General features: G+C 47.5%; 26 protein-coding genes. 8 read left to right on the top strand and 18 right to left on the bottom strand.

Annotated elements, in window-relative coordinates; translation table 11 throughout:
* Positions 1-32: 32 nt before the first annotated feature.
* Entirely contained in the window at positions 33-416 is a 384-nt protein-coding gene (locus EAT1B_RS11015) for a hypothetical protein (protein ID WP_015880646.1), read from the bottom strand.
* A gap of 186 nt (positions 417-602) precedes the next feature.
* On the opposite strand from EAT1B_RS11015, the gene EAT1B_RS11010 reads away from it, so the two are divergent.
* The 3 genes from EAT1B_RS11010 to EAT1B_RS11000 all read left to right on the top strand — a co-directional run bounded on the left by EAT1B_RS11010 (position 603) and on the right by EAT1B_RS11000 (position 3676).
* Complete coding sequence (locus EAT1B_RS11010) at positions 603-2099, top strand: NAD(P)/FAD-dependent oxidoreductase (protein ID WP_015880645.1); 1497 nt, start codon at positions 603-605, stop codon at positions 2097-2099.
* A 113-nt stretch (positions 2100-2212) separates the two neighbouring features.
* Positions 2213-2938: a hypothetical protein gene (locus EAT1B_RS11005; protein WP_015880644.1), complete on the top strand. Its 726-nt coding sequence runs from the start codon at positions 2213-2215 to the stop codon at positions 2936-2938.
* Between the two features lie 9 nt (positions 2939-2947).
* A complete protein-coding gene (locus EAT1B_RS11000) occupies positions 2948-3676 on the top strand; it encodes an ABC transporter ATP-binding protein (protein ID WP_015880643.1) in 729 nt (242 codons plus the stop codon).
* Positions 3677-3786: 110 nt separating this feature from the next.
* On the opposite strand, the gene EAT1B_RS15675 is transcribed toward EAT1B_RS11000, so the two are convergent.
* The 13 genes from EAT1B_RS15675 to EAT1B_RS10940 form a co-directional block, all read right to left on the bottom strand.
* Positions 3787-4263 (bottom strand): hypothetical protein, encoded by a 477-nt coding sequence (locus tag EAT1B_RS15675; RefSeq protein WP_015880641.1) that lies wholly within the window; start codon positions 4261-4263, stop codon positions 3787-3789.
* Positions 4263-4745 carry a hypothetical protein gene (locus tag EAT1B_RS10990; protein ID WP_015880640.1) on the bottom strand — a complete coding sequence of 161 codons (483 nt, stop codon included), beginning with the start codon at positions 4743-4745 and terminating at the stop codon, positions 4263-4265. The genes EAT1B_RS15675 and EAT1B_RS10990 overlap by 1 nt, the downstream gene beginning before the upstream one ends.
* Positions 4746-4803: 58 nt before the next feature.
* Positions 4804-5274: a hypothetical protein gene (locus tag EAT1B_RS10985; protein WP_015880639.1), complete on the bottom strand. Its 471-nt coding sequence runs from the start codon at positions 5272-5274 to the stop codon at positions 4804-4806.
* An 86-nt stretch (positions 5275-5360) separates the two neighbouring features.
* Positions 5361-5501 carry a hypothetical protein gene (locus tag EAT1B_RS15950; RefSeq protein ID WP_015880638.1) on the bottom strand — a complete coding sequence of 47 codons (141 nt, stop codon included), beginning with the start codon at positions 5499-5501 and terminating at the stop codon, positions 5361-5363.
* A gap of 228 nt (positions 5502-5729) precedes the next feature.
* Positions 5730-6203, bottom strand: a complete 474-nt coding sequence (locus EAT1B_RS10980; protein WP_015880637.1) for a DMT family transporter — start codon at positions 6201-6203, stop codon at positions 5730-5732.
* A 12-nt stretch (positions 6204-6215) separates the two neighbouring features.
* Positions 6216-6875: a Crp/Fnr family transcriptional regulator gene (locus tag EAT1B_RS10975; RefSeq protein ID WP_015880636.1), complete on the bottom strand. Its 660-nt coding sequence runs from the start codon at positions 6873-6875 to the stop codon at positions 6216-6218.
* 12 nt (positions 6876-6887) lie between these two features.
* Positions 6888-7313, bottom strand: a complete 426-nt coding sequence (locus EAT1B_RS10970; RefSeq protein WP_015880635.1) for a DMT family transporter — start codon at positions 7311-7313, stop codon at positions 6888-6890.
* Between the two features lie 12 nt (positions 7314-7325).
* On the bottom strand, positions 7326-8264 hold the full coding sequence (locus tag EAT1B_RS10965; protein ID WP_041917979.1) for a DMT family transporter: 939 nt from the start codon (positions 8262-8264) through the stop codon (positions 7326-7328).
* Between the two features lie 106 nt (positions 8265-8370).
* Positions 8371-8853, bottom strand: a complete 483-nt coding sequence (locus EAT1B_RS10960; protein ID WP_015880633.1) for a hypothetical protein — start codon at positions 8851-8853, stop codon at positions 8371-8373.
* Positions 8828-9313, bottom strand: coding sequence for a hypothetical protein (locus EAT1B_RS10955; RefSeq protein WP_015880632.1), 486 nt, complete (start codon positions 9311-9313; stop codon positions 8828-8830). Before EAT1B_RS10955 ends, EAT1B_RS10960 begins: the two co-directional genes overlap by 26 nt.
* Positions 9310-9813, bottom strand: coding sequence for a hypothetical protein (locus EAT1B_RS10950; protein ID WP_015880631.1), 504 nt, complete (start codon positions 9811-9813; stop codon positions 9310-9312). Before EAT1B_RS10950 ends, EAT1B_RS10955 begins: the two co-directional genes overlap by 4 nt.
* Before the next feature lie 9 nt (positions 9814-9822).
* Entirely contained in the window at positions 9823-10281 is a 459-nt protein-coding gene (locus EAT1B_RS10945) for a hypothetical protein (protein WP_015880630.1), read from the bottom strand.
* Between the two features lie 13 nt (positions 10282-10294).
* Entirely contained in the window at positions 10295-10744 is a 450-nt protein-coding gene (locus EAT1B_RS10940) for a hypothetical protein (protein ID WP_015880629.1), read from the bottom strand.
* Between the two features lie 162 nt (positions 10745-10906).
* Here EAT1B_RS10940 and EAT1B_RS10935 point away from each other — a divergent pair, with 162 nt between their 5' ends.
* Positions 10907-12112, top strand: a complete 1206-nt coding sequence (locus EAT1B_RS10935) for an MFS transporter (RefSeq protein WP_015880628.1) — start codon at positions 10907-10909, stop codon at positions 12110-12112.
* 19 nt (positions 12113-12131) lie between these two features.
* Positions 12132-12563, top strand: a complete 432-nt coding sequence (locus tag EAT1B_RS10930) for a MarR family winged helix-turn-helix transcriptional regulator (RefSeq protein WP_015880627.1) — start codon at positions 12132-12134, stop codon at positions 12561-12563.
* Positions 12564-12603: 40 nt separating this feature from the next.
* Here the strand turns inward: EAT1B_RS10930 and EAT1B_RS10925 are convergent, their stop codons facing one another.
* The gene (locus EAT1B_RS10925; protein WP_015880626.1) at positions 12604-13635 is read right to left on the bottom strand and encodes an FAD-dependent oxidoreductase; all 1032 of its coding nucleotides are present in this window, start codon (positions 13633-13635) and stop codon (positions 12604-12606) included.
* 82 nt (positions 13636-13717) lie between these two features.
* Between EAT1B_RS10925 and EAT1B_RS10920 the strand changes: the two genes are divergently transcribed.
* Positions 13718-14002 (top strand): hypothetical protein, encoded by a 285-nt coding sequence (locus EAT1B_RS10920; protein WP_015880625.1) that lies wholly within the window; start codon positions 13718-13720, stop codon positions 14000-14002.
* Here EAT1B_RS10920 and EAT1B_RS10915 read toward each other — a convergent pair.
* Complete coding sequence (locus EAT1B_RS10915; protein WP_015880624.1) at positions 13999-14742, bottom strand: nucleotidyltransferase domain-containing protein; 744 nt, start codon at positions 14740-14742, stop codon at positions 13999-14001. The two genes, EAT1B_RS10920 and EAT1B_RS10915, sit on opposite strands and share 4 nt — an antisense overlap.
* Positions 14743-14899: 157 nt before the next feature.
* On the opposite strand from EAT1B_RS10915, the gene EAT1B_RS10910 reads away from it, so the two are divergent.
* Positions 14900-15124, top strand: a complete 225-nt coding sequence (locus tag EAT1B_RS10910; RefSeq protein WP_015880623.1) for a hypothetical protein — start codon at positions 14900-14902, stop codon at positions 15122-15124.
* Positions 15125-15149: 25 nt separating this feature from the next.
* Here EAT1B_RS10910 and EAT1B_RS15670 read toward each other — a convergent pair whose 3' ends face one another.
* Both EAT1B_RS15670 and EAT1B_RS10900 read right to left on the bottom strand, forming a co-directional pair.
* Positions 15150-15794, bottom strand: coding sequence for a DUF3841 domain-containing protein (locus tag EAT1B_RS15670; protein WP_015880622.1), 645 nt, complete (start codon positions 15792-15794; stop codon positions 15150-15152).
* An 86-nt stretch (positions 15795-15880) separates the two neighbouring features.
* Positions 15881-16303 carry an Lrp/AsnC family transcriptional regulator gene (locus tag EAT1B_RS10900; protein ID WP_015880621.1) on the bottom strand — a complete coding sequence of 141 codons (423 nt, stop codon included), beginning with the start codon at positions 16301-16303 and terminating at the stop codon, positions 15881-15883.
* Positions 16304-16448: 145 nt separating this feature from the next.
* Between EAT1B_RS10900 and EAT1B_RS10895 the strand changes: the two genes are divergently transcribed.
* Positions 16449-17030 carry a cysteine hydrolase family protein gene (locus EAT1B_RS10895; RefSeq protein WP_015880620.1) on the top strand — a complete coding sequence of 194 codons (582 nt, stop codon included), beginning with the start codon at positions 16449-16451 and terminating at the stop codon, positions 17028-17030.
* Positions 17031-17102 lie beyond the last annotated feature (72 nt).

Genomic DNA, 17102 nt, shown 5'->3' with positions numbered 1-17102 from the left:
AACGCCTCTCGCGATAAACGAGAGGCGTCCACTTACGTAACGCGAACGTGCACGTGTAAGTTCCCATTTTCTTCAGTTGTCGTCTGGTAAGCATTTTGCACCGCCTCTAAATCATGCCAGGCGATGCGGTATGACTTTCCTCGCATCCCTTCAAACTCGAAGGCGAGATGTTGTAAATCCGACATACCTAGGATCCGGTCAAACGGTCCACCCTCGCCAGTCCATTCCAATTGATTCGCCGAATCTTTCAATACGAGGTCGAGTCCATGCATCACTTTTTCTTTGATCAATTGTCCATCCGCCGCAACACGCATCCCGTCTTGAATATCATGCATCCGACACGATTCGATCTCATCAAACGGGATGGTGATTTCATCGCCGTTCGCAAAGTGAAGCGTGATTGTTTTTACGATCATCTTAGATTCCTACTTTCGTTCAGTCTCTGTTCCCTTACTATACAAAACTTTTCACGGTTCAGGGATGACATCTTTGTGGATGTGGCAAATCCGTAAAAGCATGTTCGATTCATTTGGAAACGGGAATAGAAAAGGTAGCACTCATTCTGTTTTTTGAAAATAACACTTCGGAAAGGCGGCGAATATATGCCATCAGTGGAAAAGTCGGTCATCGTCATCGGCGGAGGGCTCGGCGGCTTGTCAGCGGCCATCTCACTCGCTCAAAAAGGTTACGACGTCTCACTCTACGAAAAGAACGATCACATTGGCGGGAAAGTGAATCGTCTCGAACAAGACGGATTCGGTTTCGACCTCGGACCCTCGATTTTAACGATGCCCCACATCTTCGACAAACTGTTCCGCGGAAGTGGGAAACGCATGGAAGACTATGTATCCATCAAGCGGCTTGAGCTCGAATGGCGCTCGTTCTTCCCGGACGATACCGTGCTCGACCTTTACCATGACCTCGAACAAATGCAGCGAGCAAACCCTTCCCTCTCTCGAAAAGACATGCAGGAATATCGGGAACTGTTGAATTACGCAGCCCGCATCTATAAGACGACCGAGAAGGGCTACTTGGCCGAAGGATTTGAATCCCCATTAGAAGCCGTCATGAAAACGGGCATTTTCCCGACCCTATTCGGATTTGATTTGACGTCGACGATGTATAGTGCCATCAAGAAACGGATCAGCAACCCACATCTTCGAGACATGCTGTCGTATTACGTCAAATATGTCGGGTCGTCTCCGTATAACGCACCAGCCGTCTTAAACATGATGATTTACATGCAATATGCCCAAGGCTGTTGGTATGTCGAAGGCGGGACCCATAAGCTCGCGGAAGGCTTGACGAAGCTCGCCGAAGAAATCGGTGTGAAGCTACATACCGGAGAAGGCGTGGTTCGTGCCCATACGGTGAATGAGAAAGTAACGGCCATCGAGCTCGAGGACGGACGTCTCCGTTCCGCTGATTATTTCGTCTCGAACATGGAAGTCATCCCGTTCTATCAGAAGATGGTCGACGCGGACAAACAGTACGTCGACAAACTCGTCAATAAATACGAACCGGCGAGCTCCGGATTCGTCCTCCATCTCGGGGTGAAAAAAGCTTATCCACAACTGGCACACCATAATTTCTTCTTCTCTGAGAACCTACATGAACAAATGGATAAAATTTTTGAGAAACATGAACTTCCGGACGACCCGACGATTTACCTCGTCAACGTCAACAAGACCGACCCGACCCAAGCGCCACCAGGACACGAGAACATCAAAATCTTGCCACACATCCCGTATATCCAAGATGAACCGTTTACGGAAGAAGAATATGCCGCCTTTGAAGAGCGTGTACTCGACAAATTGGAACGGATGGGGCTCGATGGTCTGCGTGAACATACCGTGACACGCGACGTGTGGACGCCGCACGATATCGAGCGGACGTACGGATCGGACCGAGGTGCCATTTATGGAACGGTCGCCGACAAGAATCGAAATGGCGGCTTCAAACATAAGAAACAGAGTGAGCTTTACCACAACCTCTATTTCGTCGGCGGGACCGTCAATCCGGGCGGTGGCATGCCGATGGTGACATTGAGCGGTCAGCAAGTGAGCGACAAGATTGCGAAACGTGACAAAGTGAAGTGATTCTTTTTATCCCTCATGTTCAATGAGGGATAATTTTTTTGAAACTTTTTCCAATAACCTTCCGTATATTGAGCTACGATACAAACAATCAAATAGACAAGCGGAGGAACAGGATGCATCAAATCACAAGTTATTTCTTTATGTATGCCAAAGTTGTCGTCACGGATAAAGTTCCATTCATTTGGACATTCGTAATCCCACTCATAATCGCCTTGACGCAGTCATTTTCAGATATTCGCCAAGCAACGACAGCGGAATACTACCCAGGGCTCTCTTATTTCTGGGTGTATATTATTCTTGCTACATATGTGAACGGCGTCGGCATCGAGCTCGCCCGCATGCGAGAATATGGACTGATGAAGACGTACGTGATGATCTCAGGCAACAAACTGACATACGTCATCGCCGTCATCTTGGCGCAACTTCTATTCGCTTCCATCAGCTTAACTTTATTCACAACGGTCGTTACGCTCGTTCACGGGTTCTTTTCGTTCAAGTTGATTGCAACGTCTCTACTCGTACTGATTGGCAGTATCCCGTTCGCGGTTGCCAGTGTCGCCATCACGACACTTCCAGTGAAAGTATCGAGTCTCGGGACGTTCGCGAACATACTGATGTTCCCACTCTTTTTACTGGCAATCAAGTCACCTGATCAATGGTTCAGCTTCCTCAACCCGTTCTACGCGCTTCACGAATTCGCGCTCGGGTTGTTGCATCTGACGACTCAAGTCGACCTTTCGTTCGGAGTATGGGCGACAGGCCTCTCTGTACTTGGGTATTTCATCATCGGCGCGATTGCGTTGAAACGCTTCAGTCTCGTCTCACTCATGACACGCTAGGAGGTTCTTATGCACGTAAACCAACTCACTTATCGCTATCCGAAAGCGACGCGTCCCGTGCTCGATGACGTATCATTCACGTTACAACCGAATAAGCTGAACGTGTTGATCGGACAAAACGGTGCTGGGAAGACGACCCTGTTTGACTGTATGACCGGGGCACTCCCGGTCGACAAGGCATCCCTCGACCTCGTTCCGACGATGGATATGCTCTATTTGACGCAACTCATGTACAACCATCATGAATTGACGGGCAAAGACTTCGCCTACTTCATCGGACGTCTGTCGCAGCGTCCAGACTTCAAGAAACTCGAGTCTTATGTGAACAACCTTTCGACGTCTCGCGAACAAGAACTGTTCGAACATTTATGGACGATGAAGCTCGGGAAGATGTCGGTCGGGGAGAAGAAATGGCTCTTCGTGACGCTCTTATCTTCAATCAAACGTTCTCTCTATTTATTTGATGAGCCGACGAGTGGGGTCGACCCGGCGTCCCGCATTCAAATCATGCGCCGCCTACAACGCCTCGTTGATGAGGGCAAGACGTGTCTCATCTCCACACATCAGTTACATGACTTGGCTCAACTTGATGCCCACGTCATTTTCCTGCATGGTGGACGCGTTTTATATGAAGGAGACTTCCAAGACTGGCTCAATGAGTCTGGAACGACCGACCCGGACGAAGCGTTCGTTCGGATGGTCGACACACCACTTGATGATGTGGCGGTGACACGATGAATGACTCGTTTTGGGAACGACACCGGTTCACATTCTATACACTCGGGATGGTCGTCTGCGGTCTTCTCGTTGCCGATGTTCTCATGAAAAAACTCAGCCTCTGACGCGTGTCAGGGGCTGAGTTTCTGTTCTCGATGTGCGCGTCGTAATTCCCGATTCGTCACATGCTCCGGGTCCGCTTCACGCAGTTTACGGTCCATCGACACGTACAAGATGAGAAGCGGAATGATGCCAATCAATGCGACACCGAGTAGTTCTTGCATCGAATCGAATACGAACCACGTGAGGAAGGTGAATACACCAAGTGACACAAACATGGCGACGATGATTTGAAATTCTCGACGAACGAGACGTTGGTATTCCTCGTCTTCGTTAAATGTACGTAACAACTTCATCCGTCGCCACGCTTGATAAAGCATCGGCAATTGGGTCACGAGGAAAGAGAAGGCAACCGTCGTCACCGTGACACCGTTTATGACCGAAACAACGAGAAAGAGAAACAGGCCGATGATGCCAAATAGTGTGCTGATCCCTCGTGCGTCGAGATCCTGTTCGACCATTTTGGGGAGACGCTCTTGTTTATTCATCACGCTTCACTTTTTCGTTTTTTCCGTTGCAGCTGGACATGACCGAGTTCAACACCCGTCACGTGTAACGGATCGATTTCTTTTAATTTACGGTCGAAGCGAACACTTAAAATCAACAAGCTCAGGATTCCGATAAAAGCTGCGATGATAAATGTAAGTAATGTAATCCATTCAAGCTCTACACTGGCAATCAGCATGAGAAGAAGGAGCGGCTGAGCAAATTTAGATGCAAACTCGGAACGCACGAGTTGTTGGTAACGTGTGTTCTCATTAAATGAAAGAAGTAACTTTTTGCGATGCCAAGCGTGATACAGGAGCGGAACTTGTCCAACGATAATCATTGGTAACAATAAGAGGATGTCTGTCTTCCAAAAATATAAAAAGAAGAGCAACATGACGCCAATTAAAGGAATCACCATTTGTCTCTTTCGTTTTTCATCATCTTTCAACATCTGTTCTAATCTAACTTCATGGTCTACCATCGAATCCCCCTCGTGTGTGTTCTTTATTTTTCTATACGGAAACTATGCTCGATTAGTTTCATCCTCTACGCTTCTCCCGGTTCATCAATCCCAACAAACTCTCGACCACATGCTCGTCATCAATCTTTAGAATTTTCCAGTCAATCCATGACTCGAGAATGAGACAACTCGCAATCAGCGTCGCACAGCCAAGGCTTAACGTATCAAGCGATATGTACTTCAGTGCATAGAGCGCCATCATCGATATGACACCAATCAAGAGAATAAACTGAATCATGCCTTTTAGATAAATAAAGCGCTGGTACGTGGATGAGTCATTGAACTGTAAAAACAACTTGATTTTATGCCAGGTCGCTACCAGAAGCGGCATCAGCATCGCCGCACAAAAGATGAACAGGGACAGGCTCATTCTTGAATCATTTAACATTAACCAAAGCGCTGTCACTACTCCAATGATGATCACTAGTAGCGGACCTCTTTTAGTCCATGCTTTGTCGTACAAGTATTCCATTCGTTCTTCACGTAACATCCAACACCCCTCCAAAAGTAAAAAACATCCAATTTATCGATATCTATATCTTAACAATCTATAAGCAAACTTTCGAGGTTTTCCCATTAAAAAGGAAAAAGCATCTGACGATTGTCAGATGCTGATTGATTTGAATGCCGGCGAAGGAGTCGGAATAAAAAGATTCCAATCATCGTCAACAACCCTAAGTTTAGAATTGTCCATCCCATGTCCATCACTTGTTGCATATCATTACCCCTTCTATCCTGTTCTTCTAAATTATACATGTCTTTTCAAAAAAAGATTCGGTCAAATTGTTCTTTTTATCTTTTTTTCCTAATGAGTCAAAAGTTTTGGTTACATCTGGTCAATCAACGGAATAGAAGTCAACGGTGATGGACCCGATCTGTCATACTCAACTGAATCGACAGCAGCATGGACAAACTTGTTCAAAACGTGGAACTTCTTTTTAACATTTAACTCGCTCGATTCATCGACGCGCGAGTTGGTTTTACCTTTCCACTCAACTGAAATACGAGCACCCCACCAACGATTAACACAATCCCGACGACCGTTTTCCATGTGAACGGGACGGCCGTCAATCCGAACCACCCTAACGTATCCCAGAGGAGCGCGAATAAGATTTGAGACACCATAACGATTGAGATCGCGTAACTCGGCCCGAGGCGCTCAACCCCTTGCGTCACACTCATGACGACCCCGACGCCGAGGATTCCGCTGAACCAGTACCATGTCTCCATCTCCTCTACTCGGAACAAGCCACCACCTTCTTGAAACAACCCAATGAGTAGCGATGCTAAAAATCCAAGACAGAGAACGAGCGTCGTCGTCGCCCATGCTCCGACACGCTTCTTGACGTTGGCGTTAAACGTGTTTTGCACACAGACGAGCATCCCGCCGAAGATGGCAAGCATCATTCCAATCGCCATATGTCTCCCCTCCTATTCATAAATGCTCTCCCCGACAATCTCCAACAAACCTTCCCGATCGACGAGCGTGATTACCCGCCGATTTCGTTCAATCAATCCTGCCTCAACGAAACGCCGGAGCGTCCGATTCACATGACGATAACTCGTCCCAATCAAATCAGCGATATCCGTCAATTGGTCGACAGTCGAGCCGAGTGTTTGGTCATTCGGCGTCATCGATAACAGATAACTCGCCAAGCGCACTTCGACAGGGTAAAACAAGTTGAAGCTGAGTGATTGAGATTTTCGTTCAAATTTTCTTGTGATCTCTTCTAATAAATAGTGTAACCACGCAACATCATGGTGGGCATGTCGAACCAAATCCTCGAAGCGAATGACAAGCATCTCGACTGACGTGACCGCCTCGACCGTATTCAAAAACGGGGTCCGCTGAATATATTCGATGTCCCCGATCAAATCGAGCGGATATTTGAAGGAGAGGACGAGGCGCTTCCCGGTAGCGGAAGTATGGGAAACGCGAATCTTCCCCTTCACTAAGAAACGGAGATGTTCTGCTTCATCACCTTGCGTACAGATGACGTCCCCCGGCTCGTATCGGACGAGCTGCAATTCGTTCTGCGCAGCGACAGGTAAGACAGTCAATTCAAATTGCTTCACATACGCGTCAACCATGCACGTTTCCCCCTACCATTTTAATAAGATGACCCCCGCAATCATCATGAACACACCAATCAACTGAGCCCCGTTCAACTTCCGTCGCACCATTCCGAACCATCCTCGCCAATCGATGACGAGCGCGAGCGCCAGTTGCGCAATGAGAAACAACGAGATTGTCATCGTGACCCCGAGTTTATGGACGGCCGTCATATTACTAAATAAGATAATCGCCGCAAATGCTCCTCCCGATAAATAGAGCGGCTTCACGTGCCGCATCTCGACATACGTGCGGTCCCGGAGCACCAGCATGACGAGGAGCGCGACGACGAATCCAGTGAATTGTGTCAACGTCGCCGCTTGCCACGTCCCAATCTGTGAACTGATTCGGGCGTTAGCGACACTTTGCAACGTGAGAAAGAATCCCCCACTCATGGCGAACAGCACTCCTCGCATCGTTCTCCCCCCTTAAGATAAACGAATCAATACAATCCCAATCACCATGACAACCAGACTGATGAGTTGTACCACGGTGACCGGATTTTTCTTCGCGCCGAACCAACCGAAGCGGTCGATGAGCAAGCTACCGCATAACAGTCCGACGATGACGATGATGACAGCGATTCCTGTCCCGACAATCGGTACGATGAGGACGTTTCCTCCGATGAAGAGCGCCCCGATGATCCCACCGAGCCAAATCCACCACGGTTGACCTTTCAGTTGACCGATCGGAACTGGTTGGCGTGAGACGAGTAAAATGAGTAAGAGCGCCAAGGTTCCGACAACGAAAGAGACCAATGCCCCTTTCAGAGCCGATTCGAGCACTGTTCCCAAATAGCCGTTAATGGCCGTTTGCGTGGCACTCATCATCCCTGTGAAAATCCCGAACAGTCGCCAAAGGTTCAGATTCCCCGTGTCCGTTTCCATGGAGACGACCAGTTTGCCTCTTCGGCGGTTGAGCCAATCGGATAAGGCGACCGTTCCGATGACTCCGAACAAGACGAGCACGACTCCGAACAAACGAAGCGCCGTAATTGGGTGTTCTACAGAATTGAACCAACCGAAATGGTCAATCAACAACCCCATCAAAATCTGTCCAAAAATCGGCATGATGACCGTCTGGACACTCCCGAGTCTTGGGAACAGCAAAATATTTCCCGTTAAGAACAAGACCCCTAACAGTCCGCCAATCCACATCCAACCCGGACCTTCCTGAATCACCGAGCCGTCAAATCCGAATGACTGTCCGGTCAATAAGAGCAATAAGGACAAAAAGATCGTCCCGACAGTAAACGATAAAAAAGATGCAACGAACGGGGAGCCGACCACCTGACGCAAACGTGAGTTGACACTCGTCTGCATCGGCAATAAAATCCCAATCGTCAATCCAATCATAATAGCTAACATGAATGTCTTCCTCGATTCTTCTAGTAGTTCTGTGTACATTGTCAGCTTACGCCTCCGTACCGAAGAAGAAAAGGACCGATGTCCTCAAACAAAAAACGAACCCTTCTCAGGTGTTCGTTTTGGACTCACGGAAGCGTTGATCGCGCGCTTCACGCAATTCTTTCCCTCGTACATGATGCGAATCGAGTGATTGTAAGTTTCGATTGATGACATAAGGTGCCAGAATCGACATCACACCGATTCCGAACAGCCCGGCAATCGCGACGACGGGAGACAACGAGTCGGCATAATAGGCAGCCAATAAGCTGATGGTCAATACGAAGCAGAGCCACTGGATGCCAAAGTCTGTATACACCAGACGTTGGTAACGCGTATCCTCGTTAAAGGTCAGGAGCAGTTTTGTTTTCCGCCACTCGAAACAGAGATACGGAAAGAAACTGATGAAGACGAGGAGTGGAGCGTAGAGTTTGGACTGCGTGGCAATCACGAGCGTCATCACAATTGTCGCGATGGCGATGCCCCACCCCCAACGCCAATGACTGTCATCTTGCTTCAGCAATTGTTCAATTCGCTTTTCTTTCGTCAGCATATGTACTCCTTTCATACGAACGGTAGTGCTTTGTCACCTCATCTCGTGTCGGTTGCTCCGGGTCGGCTTGTCGCAATTGTTGGACGGTCTGATAGTGCGTCCATGCTAACATGACGATGCCTAGACCGAAGATGACCCATGCGACAGGTGCAATCTGGAGACGACTGAAAAGAATTGCTGCTGTGACCGCTCCAATCCAGTAAGAATAGAGGCGATACAAACGTTTTGTCAGCAAGATGCCTCGACCCACCGTGAAAATCTGTAAGACACGTCCTTCTTTGATCGTCAGCCTTATGAGTAGGGCAGCCGTGAGGACCGAACCGATTCCCCATATCCACCATGTATCAAAACCGAGCACAAAACTGTTACAAAAAATAAGGGCTCCCGTGAGCCAAAGGTGGAGGGTTTGTCGTGACTGCCGATATCCTCCGATTACTTGAATCCGTTCTTTCTTTGTCATGAATCTTTACGACCTTTCCTTGAAATATCATCTAACGTATGTTTCAAACGTTCCCGGTTTGACCGAGCCCACTCGCCTGATGTGACGTGGTGCTTATCAAACTCGGACTGTTTTCGATCAATCCAAAGTGGAATCAATATGAGACACGGCCCGCCAATCAGGAGCGTCCAACTCATCCACGGTAAGATATCGATTCCGTTGAAATGCAACCCAATCAAAATCACAAACCATATCAAACTCATCAACATGACAGTAAAATCAATCCGCAACAATCGATGATAGCGTGTCGATTCGTTGAAGGATTGCTGCAGTTTCATCTTGTTCCATTCAAGCCATGTCGTATAGAGAAGTGCGACACCGGGTAAAAGAATGCTATACGGACTCCATGTCGAAAGAAAATAGATGGATACGCCTAGCATGATTACGCTCACGATGATGTTGAGACGAGTATATCGTTTCTCAAACTGTTCAATTCTTTCAAATCGCTCTGCTTTGTCCACGGTATCACCTCAGTCTTTCACGAAGTCGAGTTTGATTTCGCGGCGCATCGGCTGTTCTTCGTCATACTGCGGCATCTGCCGGTCGAGCATTTTCTGTGCGACTTGCAATAAGATGACCCCGCCTAAGAAGACGACGAAAAGCGACCATGCCGGCCCGTTAATCAAGACGATTAATGGGAAAAGAATTGCCAACAAGACGAGGAGTCCCATCTCCGACACATACTGCCAATCGATGATGCGCTTGGCTTGTTCCACACTGGTCAACTTCCTGACGAAGCGCCGCTCTCGTCCGATGGCGAACAACATGCCTGCTAATGTGACCCCTAATGGAATGATATACTTTGACGCACCGTCAGACTGCAGCGCAAGAAAGACAAACATCCCAGTCAGACCTGCCAGTCCCATCCTCCAAAAGAGCCAACGCTGTTGATAACGATAAATCGTATTAATCCGTTCTTGTTTATTCATCTCATTCATCCTTTCAGAATCGTCGAATCTCGCGACGTGTCGGTTGCTCCGGATCGAGCCAGCGGATTAGTTGATCGAGCTTCTCTTGAGACCATAAGATATAAAGCAATGCCCCACCGATAAGAATCGCTGGAATCCAAGACCATTCCATGATTCGAATGGCTAGCGGATTGACGAGTCCTAGCAATGCGATAAAGAGGAAGTCCAGATGATACTGCAATGTCACGACACGTTTCACCTGATCTTGCTCCGACAATCGACTGATCGCCTCTGCTTCATGCGAAAGGAAGTAACGAGTCGCAAGTAACACTCCGCCGATAATGGCGAACCCAACCCAAATATTCCCGTCCGTTCGTATTAAAAAGTAGACCGCGAGAGCAGCTGGAATTGCTAGAAAAAGTCGTTGCAAAAGTCGCTTTCGATTTGATTGTTTAATCATATGTAATCGTTCTTGCTTATTCATCTTGATTCACCTCTTATTCCACTATACGGGATGAGCATGAGAAAAGTTCCGTTATTTTACATTTTCGTACCAAAGTCATGTTTCTTGACGATATGAACTTCTCGTCTTATAGTTTAGTTAACTTAACTATATTTTGAAGAATGAAAGTAAGAGGTTATTAACATGGGTTTATTGAACAATTCCCGATTTATGTTTATCTGGTTATCTGGAATGACGCTCACGCTCGGGTTTTCGATTTTCTTCTTGAGCGTCTCTTGGTTGACGATCGATGTGTTGAAGCAACCAACACTTCTCGGGATTATCTTGACTGCGGTCTCGTTGCCGCGTGTGGTCATGATGGTATTCGGCGGTGTGTTCGCCGACCGATTCCAAAAGAGTCGCTTGTTATGCTTAACAAATATCGGACAAGGCGTGTTGATGTTAATTGTCGTTGCGCTCCATTTTGCTGATGCGTATTCGGTGACAGCCCTCTTGATCATCTCCGTATTGTTTGGTCTTTTAGATGGCATGTCTTACCCGGCACTGTCATCACTTATGCCTTCAATCGTATCAGGTCAACAATTGCAACGGGCAAATTCCCTTTTCCAAGGGTCGCTCGAGTTGATGTTCGTCATCGGTCCGTTCCTTGCAGGAATCCTACTGACGTGGGGAAGTTTCGGTCTCAGTTTCGGCACGTCGGCTGCATTGATTTTCCTCTCCGCGATTTTGATCATGCCACGTCTGATTCAAGACAATATTCCCGAGGTCGCTCCACTCTCAGCGAAAGATGTACTCCTTGATTTGAAAGAGGGCATTCGTTACGTATCGCAGACACCTGTGTTACGTAGTGGGACGTTCGCCATTGCCATCGTCAACTTGTTCGTCATGGGACCACTTATCATGAGTATCCCGATTCTCGTTGGTGCGATCGGAGGGACAGCATTTGATTTGAGTATCATCGAAGGCGGGCTCGCTGTCGGGACATTTGTCGCAAGCTTCCTGATTCTATTGTTACGGTCGGTTCATCGTGGACGCTTCGTCTTCCGCGCCCTGTTCCTGACACTCGGCGCCTTCTTCCTCTACACGCAAGTCCAATCGATTCCGCTTCTCGCGGTCGCGGCTTCTATGAGCGGATTTATGATCATGCTCGTCTACTTGCCGACGGTCACCATCATGCAGGAACAAAGCGACTCTGACAAAATCGGGCGTGTCATGAGCATCATGTCGCTCGCCGCCTCAGGCCTTGAACCGATTGCGTTCGCCATTTTATCGGTACTCGTCGCCTTGTCCGTACCAATTCAAACGCTCTTGCTGGCGTTTGGTATAATCGGATTAGTTTGTGGTGTCCTCTTATATCTACAGAGCGAAACGTTCCGACAGACACCGTAAAGAAAGGATGAATGACACGTTGAATGAAACACGAAAGCAACAAGTCCTCACGATGTATCGCCAAATCGATGAGCTTGACTTGCTGTTCACGAAATATTTCACGGAATTGAACGAATTCGAGCTGAGTTATCAACAAGAACAGATGCTACTTCTCTTTAAACGCCAAGAGACGTGGACGACGACAGAGATTGCGATGAAGATGTCCATCTCCAAAAGTGCCGTCAGTCAGGTGCTCAAAGTGCTCGAACAACGTGACTTCGTCGCGCGGGAAAAGAATCCTGAGAACCTTCGAGAAAGCTTCATCCGACTTGGCCCGAACGGCCTGGCGTACTCGAAGCAAATCGATGCGATTGAAGAACGCCTTGCTGAAGAGATGTTCTCCGTCCTCGAGGATGACGAGATGAAGATGATCAACCGTTCGCTAGCGTTGATGATTCAGAAATTCAAATAAAAAAGACAAATCACCGCTAGTCGGACGATTTGTCTTTTCGTTATACCAACCCTTGTACGATTCGATTCGCCGACCGCAATGCCCCTTCGATATGTCCCCCGAACTGCGCATCCGTCTCCGAACCAATCAAATGGAGACGGTCTCCGAGCTCAATCGGACCGTAAGCCGGGAATGCCGTGAGCGGCAGGAAGTCGTCAGATGTCGCTGTCTCTGATTCTGTCGACCAGTCCATGTAATGAAATCGCAAGAAGTCATTCGCTTTCGGACCATACAGCTTCTCCAGTTGTTCGATGACGCGCGTCTTTACTTGTCCTTCTCCTAACGCTTCCCGTTCTCCCGGTGACAGACGGAAAAATCCGAACAGCGCACCTGGTCCATCTTTCAGAGAAGCGTCATGAATCTCTTGAAGTGGACCGACCCAGCTCATCCCAAAGCCAGACAGACCTTCTTCTCGCCAGAACGGTGTCTCGTATACGATGAGCGCTTTCGCCTGAGAAGCCATCCATGTGGGAGTCGTTTTGAGCGCTTTTCGCGTTTGCGCTGACAATGCCGGTTCAATTGCCACTTCCGCAACGAGACGAGGTGGAATCGCAAGGATCACGTCATCCGTGTGATACACCGAACCATTTTGAAACGTCAGTTGGACTCGGTCCGACTGTCGGTCAATGGACGTGAGGCGATGCCCAAGCCGAACGATGTCATCGGGCAACTTCGCATATAATGCTTCCACTAGACTCGTCATCCCGCCGACTACACGTTTCGATCTGACGATGCTTTCCTCCGGTAGCACATGTCGTTCCGGCGCAGTCGTCGTCTGGCGTTCGAGCACCATCTCCCCTGTCGTATGTTGAAGGAATGACTCGAGTCCCAGTGTATCCACGAGTTCCGAAATCGTTTTCTCCGTATCGGGCCAATACCATGTCGGACCGAGGTCAAATCCTTCCTTCGTCAAGATGCGTCCGCCAACTCGGTCACGTGCCTCGAAGACCGTGACGTCATATCTTTTTTGATGAAGCTCGCTCGCGGCATAAAGCCCACTGACACCAGCTCCGATGATGGCGATTGATTTCATTGTAAATTCTCCTTTGTCGTCCGTCTCTCCTCGATTATACTGAGTTAGATGATTGTATCTGTTCTAGAAAGGACGACATCAATTGAAAAATATGTTCTATTATCTCTTATTCCCTTATATCGTATTGATGCGCATCCTGTACCGATTTATTCGGACAGAGAATGGGATGACTTGGGCGATGTGTCTTGTCTCATACCCCCTCTGGTCTCTATTTTTATTCGACATCATTCAATGGTCGATTTTAGTCGAGTCTGTGATCGTCCTTTACGTAACAAGCGCTCTATATGTACCACATTTCTTCTTTGACACGAATGTGAAACGAAGACGGCCAAATGGTTACATCCCAATTGAGGAACGGCATCATTAAATCCAATCTATTTCATTCAAATAGTCTAGAAGCTGTTGATTTGTGATGTCATCTTGTCTCAACAGTGCTTCTCCTTGCGCTACTAGCTGATCTTCCGGGAAATAGAGTTGTAGAATCGCCAAGCACGCTTCTACAGTCGTCGCAAAACTCTCATCTTTTACGTTGATTGTTAAATACCAACCTCGGATGACGCGCTTCACGATGGAGCGCTTCTCCAGATGTGACATCTGTCCACGAAACAATTTCGACTTGGCTGCTTCAATCGAAGAAACCAAGTCCTGGTTCAACGCCTCACTCACTCGAGCGTCCGGCTTCATGCGTGAGAATCGAGTCGAGACATCTTCCCCGTAAACACACGTACAGAGATGTCGTAACCAAAAGCCCCATTCAAAACGGTTCGCCGGATTCAGTGCCACATCCAGACGCCCGATATCATAATCGATTTTGATGACTTCCGGATGTTCCGTTAGCAATTGCTCCGTCTGCTCCACCAATTCCGTCGCATCGACATCCTCATACACGAGTACCGTCAAATCGAGATCCGATTGCCCGGCAACGGCCGTCCCGCGCCCGATACTTCCATAAAGGTATATGCTGTGTAGCTGTTCATCGAACACTTCTTTCACCAATTCGATTGCTTTAAAAAGGACAGTTTCAAACTCAGGCTGCACATGACGGATGGACGTTTGGTTGATGACGTACCCCGCATCGTCCGTACCAAGTCGGGTCGGCCGTTTCATAGATACGTACCGACTCGTTGAAATGTAGTAAACGTCATGATGTATCGAACTCCTTTTTTTAGTTTATGCATGTCGGATTTGAAATGCCACGGTTCCCCCTTTCAAACAGGTTATATTTGGAAGTATAATGAAGACGCAGAAAAGGAGGTATGTGTATATGAACTTCATCATGGTCTTATTATTCGGACTCATTTTCACCGTCTTGCCAATCGCTGTACTAATCATCGGTATTTTGTGGATTCGCAATGTCGTGGCACGTTCTGAGAAACGAGCAGACGAGCAACTCTTCATGGAACGTGAACGTTCGAAGCAGATACAAGTATTAATCGAACGTCTCGACCACATCGAACAACAATTAGATTCGAACACAAAACGCAGCTGACTCAGGTTAGCTGCGTTTCGTCTGATCACGCTTTCCATTTAAACGGTTTAGATCGAATGAGTCCGAGCTTATGTCCGATTCTCCATCCAATCCCTCTCACTCGGTCAAACCATTTGTCACCGCGACCGACGAATGGCATGACAGCTCGAACTTGCATGAGATCGATACGATGGGTGACATACTGATATGTCAAACCGACATTCGGTTGGTTCGCGATCGATGCCTCACACCACGTACGGTCAAAGATGCGCTCCCATGACTTCCGAACAACTTCAGTCGAAAAATATGAATCCTCAAAGTCATCATATTCATCGTCATAGTTTTCAAAAATATATCCGTTACCTAAGACGATATGCCAATATTGAAATTCTGATGCTAAGATTGCTTCATCTGGAATCTCAACCGTTAAGACAATTCCTTTCGCACCTTGATCAATATGTCCATCCCGGCCTAAATCGGGAAACTCGTCCCAACACCAGATTGGATAGTTCCCATTCAATGAGATGCCGGTACGCTTCTCGTATTGTTCAACCATCCAATCGTAAGACATTTTAAAATCCTCAAAATCAGGATCCATGAATAGTGCGTGTTCTCCACTTGCCTCAAGATATCCCTTTTCCAAAGCCTGATGCCACGCAGCTTCATGCTGGTATGTATAATAAATTCCCAATACCTTTCAATCCTTTCATCGTTCCTCTTCGGCTAGTTTAAAAGATTTCAGCAAAAGAACTACGATAAAAAAATTACCTGGTCATATTATATGATGGGTCTGAATGATACGGGTGAAGATAGATTAATCAAAGATGAGGGACGACCGTATTCCATCGATTCGTCGATGAACGTCTCTAATGTGCGCACGTTTTCCGTTACCACTTTGACGAGGTAACTATACTGCCCGGCTAAGCGATGACATTCAATCACAGACGACTGTTGACGACAAAATTCACGGAACGCCTCACAACGATGGGTGTCATAAAGAATAAAGGCGGTCACGTGTTTGTCCATCTTTTCGGGATTGATGACAGCCCGATAGCCTGTGATGACTCCACGTTCTTCGAGTCGCTTCACCCGTTCTGTCGCAGCAGGCGTAGACAATCCAATTTGTCGTCCTAATTCGGTCATCGAGATCCGGGCCTGTTGTTGCATCAATTCAAGAATATGGCGGTCTATTTCATCCATTTGTCATTCACCTTTCAAAATTAAAGTGAAACGGTACATAATCCGCTCTTTCTTAAGTCATTCGCTGAAACTTCCGTCAAACCTCTATGTATCTGTATTCCTCCGTTGCATACACTTGAAGTAACCAATTCAAAGGGGAATCAACATGCAAACAACAGTCGTTCCATTACTCATAATCGATGTCCAACAAGCCTTTCACGATCCAAGCTGGGGCAACCGCAACAATCCACAATGTGAAGAGAATATCGCACGGTTGATTGAAGCATGGGAAAATCATGATCAACCGATCATCTATGTCCAACATGTCACGAACGTCCCAACCTCACTCTTCTATTTCAAAAAAGACGGTCATTTGTTCCAAGACTTCATTCAACCTCGTGAACAAGATGTCATCTTAACGAAACAGGTGAATAGCGCCTTCATCGGAACGGACCTACAGGAACGACTTGAATCACTTGGTGCGACACAGATGGTCATCACCGGATTAATCACGAACCATTGTGTCGAGACGACCGCACGGATGGCAGGAAACTTAGGATTCAACCCAATCGTCGTCTCTGATGCGACGGCGACGTTCGACCGTCAATCGATCAGTGGGGCATGGATTCCCGCAACGGTCATCCATGATGTGTCGCTCGCTAGTCTAAATGAAGAATTTGCAACGATTCAAACGACGGAAACAATACTCCAATTCATTCAACAAAAAGAAGTACAGCCCTTCTCATGAAGGCTGTACTTCTTTGATGTCATCTGAAGCGCATAAAGCGAACGCCTCAGGTATTCTTATCGATGTCGTATA

The sequence above is a fragment of the Exiguobacterium sp. AT1b genome (assembly GCF_000023045.1).
Classification (GTDB): Bacteria; Bacillota; Bacilli; order Exiguobacteriales; family Exiguobacteriaceae; genus Exiguobacterium.
Note: the sequence above shows the minus strand (reverse complement) of the source record. Positions and strands in the feature narration are given on the sequence as shown.

What these genes read in the sequence shown, in the direction of transcription:
- EAT1B_RS11015 (WP_015880646.1), bottom strand. Translation starts at nt 416, where the DNA reads ATGATCGTAAAAACAATCACGCTTCACTTTGCGAACGGCGATGAAATC.
- EAT1B_RS11010 (WP_015880645.1), top strand. Translation starts at nt 603, where the DNA reads ATGCCATCAGTGGAAAAGTCGGTCATCGTCATCGGCGGAGGGCTCGGC.
- EAT1B_RS11005 (WP_015880644.1), top strand. Translation starts at nt 2,213, where the DNA reads ATGCATCAAATCACAAGTTATTTCTTTATGTATGCCAAAGTTGTCGTC.
- EAT1B_RS11000 (WP_015880643.1), top strand. Translation starts at nt 2,948, where the DNA reads ATGCACGTAAACCAACTCACTTATCGCTATCCGAAAGCGACGCGTCCC.
- EAT1B_RS15675 (WP_015880641.1), bottom strand. Translation starts at nt 4,263, where the DNA reads ATGAATAAACAAGAGCGTCTCCCCAAAATGGTCGAACAGGATCTCGAC.
- EAT1B_RS10990 (WP_015880640.1), bottom strand. Translation starts at nt 4,745, where the DNA reads ATGGTAGACCATGAAGTTAGATTAGAACAGATGTTGAAAGATGATGAA.
- EAT1B_RS10985 (WP_015880639.1), bottom strand. Translation starts at nt 5,274, where the DNA reads ATGTTACGTGAAGAACGAATGGAATACTTGTACGACAAAGCATGGACT.
- EAT1B_RS15950 (WP_015880638.1), bottom strand. Translation starts at nt 5,501, where the DNA reads ATGCAACAAGTGATGGACATGGGATGGACAATTCTAAACTTAGGGTTG.
- EAT1B_RS10980 (WP_015880637.1), bottom strand. Translation starts at nt 6,203, where the DNA reads ATGGCGATTGGAATGATGCTTGCCATCTTCGGCGGGATGCTCGTCTGT.
- EAT1B_RS10975 (WP_015880636.1), bottom strand. Translation starts at nt 6,875, where the DNA reads ATGGTTGACGCGTATGTGAAGCAATTTGAATTGACTGTCTTACCTGTC.
- EAT1B_RS10970 (WP_015880635.1), bottom strand. Translation starts at nt 7,313, where the DNA reads ATGCGAGGAGTGCTGTTCGCCATGAGTGGGGGATTCTTTCTCACGTTG.
- EAT1B_RS10965 (WP_041917979.1), bottom strand. Translation starts at nt 8,264, where the DNA reads ATGTTAGCTATTATGATTGGATTGACGATTGGGATTTTATTGCCGATG.
- EAT1B_RS10960 (WP_015880633.1), bottom strand. Translation starts at nt 8,853, where the DNA reads ATGCTGACGAAAGAAAAGCGAATTGAACAATTGCTGAAGCAAGATGAC.
- EAT1B_RS10955 (WP_015880632.1), bottom strand. Translation starts at nt 9,313, where the DNA reads ATGACAAAGAAAGAACGGATTCAAGTAATCGGAGGATATCGGCAGTCA.
- EAT1B_RS10945 (WP_015880630.1), bottom strand. Translation starts at nt 10,281, where the DNA reads ATGAATAAACAAGAACGGATTAATACGATTTATCGTTATCAACAGCGT.
- EAT1B_RS10940 (WP_015880629.1), bottom strand. Translation starts at nt 10,744, where the DNA reads ATGAATAAGCAAGAACGATTACATATGATTAAACAATCAAATCGAAAG.
- EAT1B_RS10935 (WP_015880628.1), top strand. Translation starts at nt 10,907, where the DNA reads ATGGGTTTATTGAACAATTCCCGATTTATGTTTATCTGGTTATCTGGA.
- EAT1B_RS10925 (WP_015880626.1), bottom strand. Translation starts at nt 13,635, where the DNA reads ATGAAATCAATCGCCATCATCGGAGCTGGTGTCAGTGGGCTTTATGCC.
- EAT1B_RS10915 (WP_015880624.1), bottom strand. Translation starts at nt 14,742, where the DNA reads ATGAAACGGCCGACCCGACTTGGTACGGACGATGCGGGGTACGTCATC.
- EAT1B_RS10910 (WP_015880623.1), top strand. Translation starts at nt 14,900, where the DNA reads ATGAACTTCATCATGGTCTTATTATTCGGACTCATTTTCACCGTCTTG.
- EAT1B_RS10900 (WP_015880621.1), bottom strand. Translation starts at nt 16,303, where the DNA reads ATGGATGAAATAGACCGCCATATTCTTGAATTGATGCAACAACAGGCC.
- EAT1B_RS10895 (WP_015880620.1), top strand. Translation starts at nt 16,449, where the DNA reads ATGCAAACAACAGTCGTTCCATTACTCATAATCGATGTCCAACAAGCC.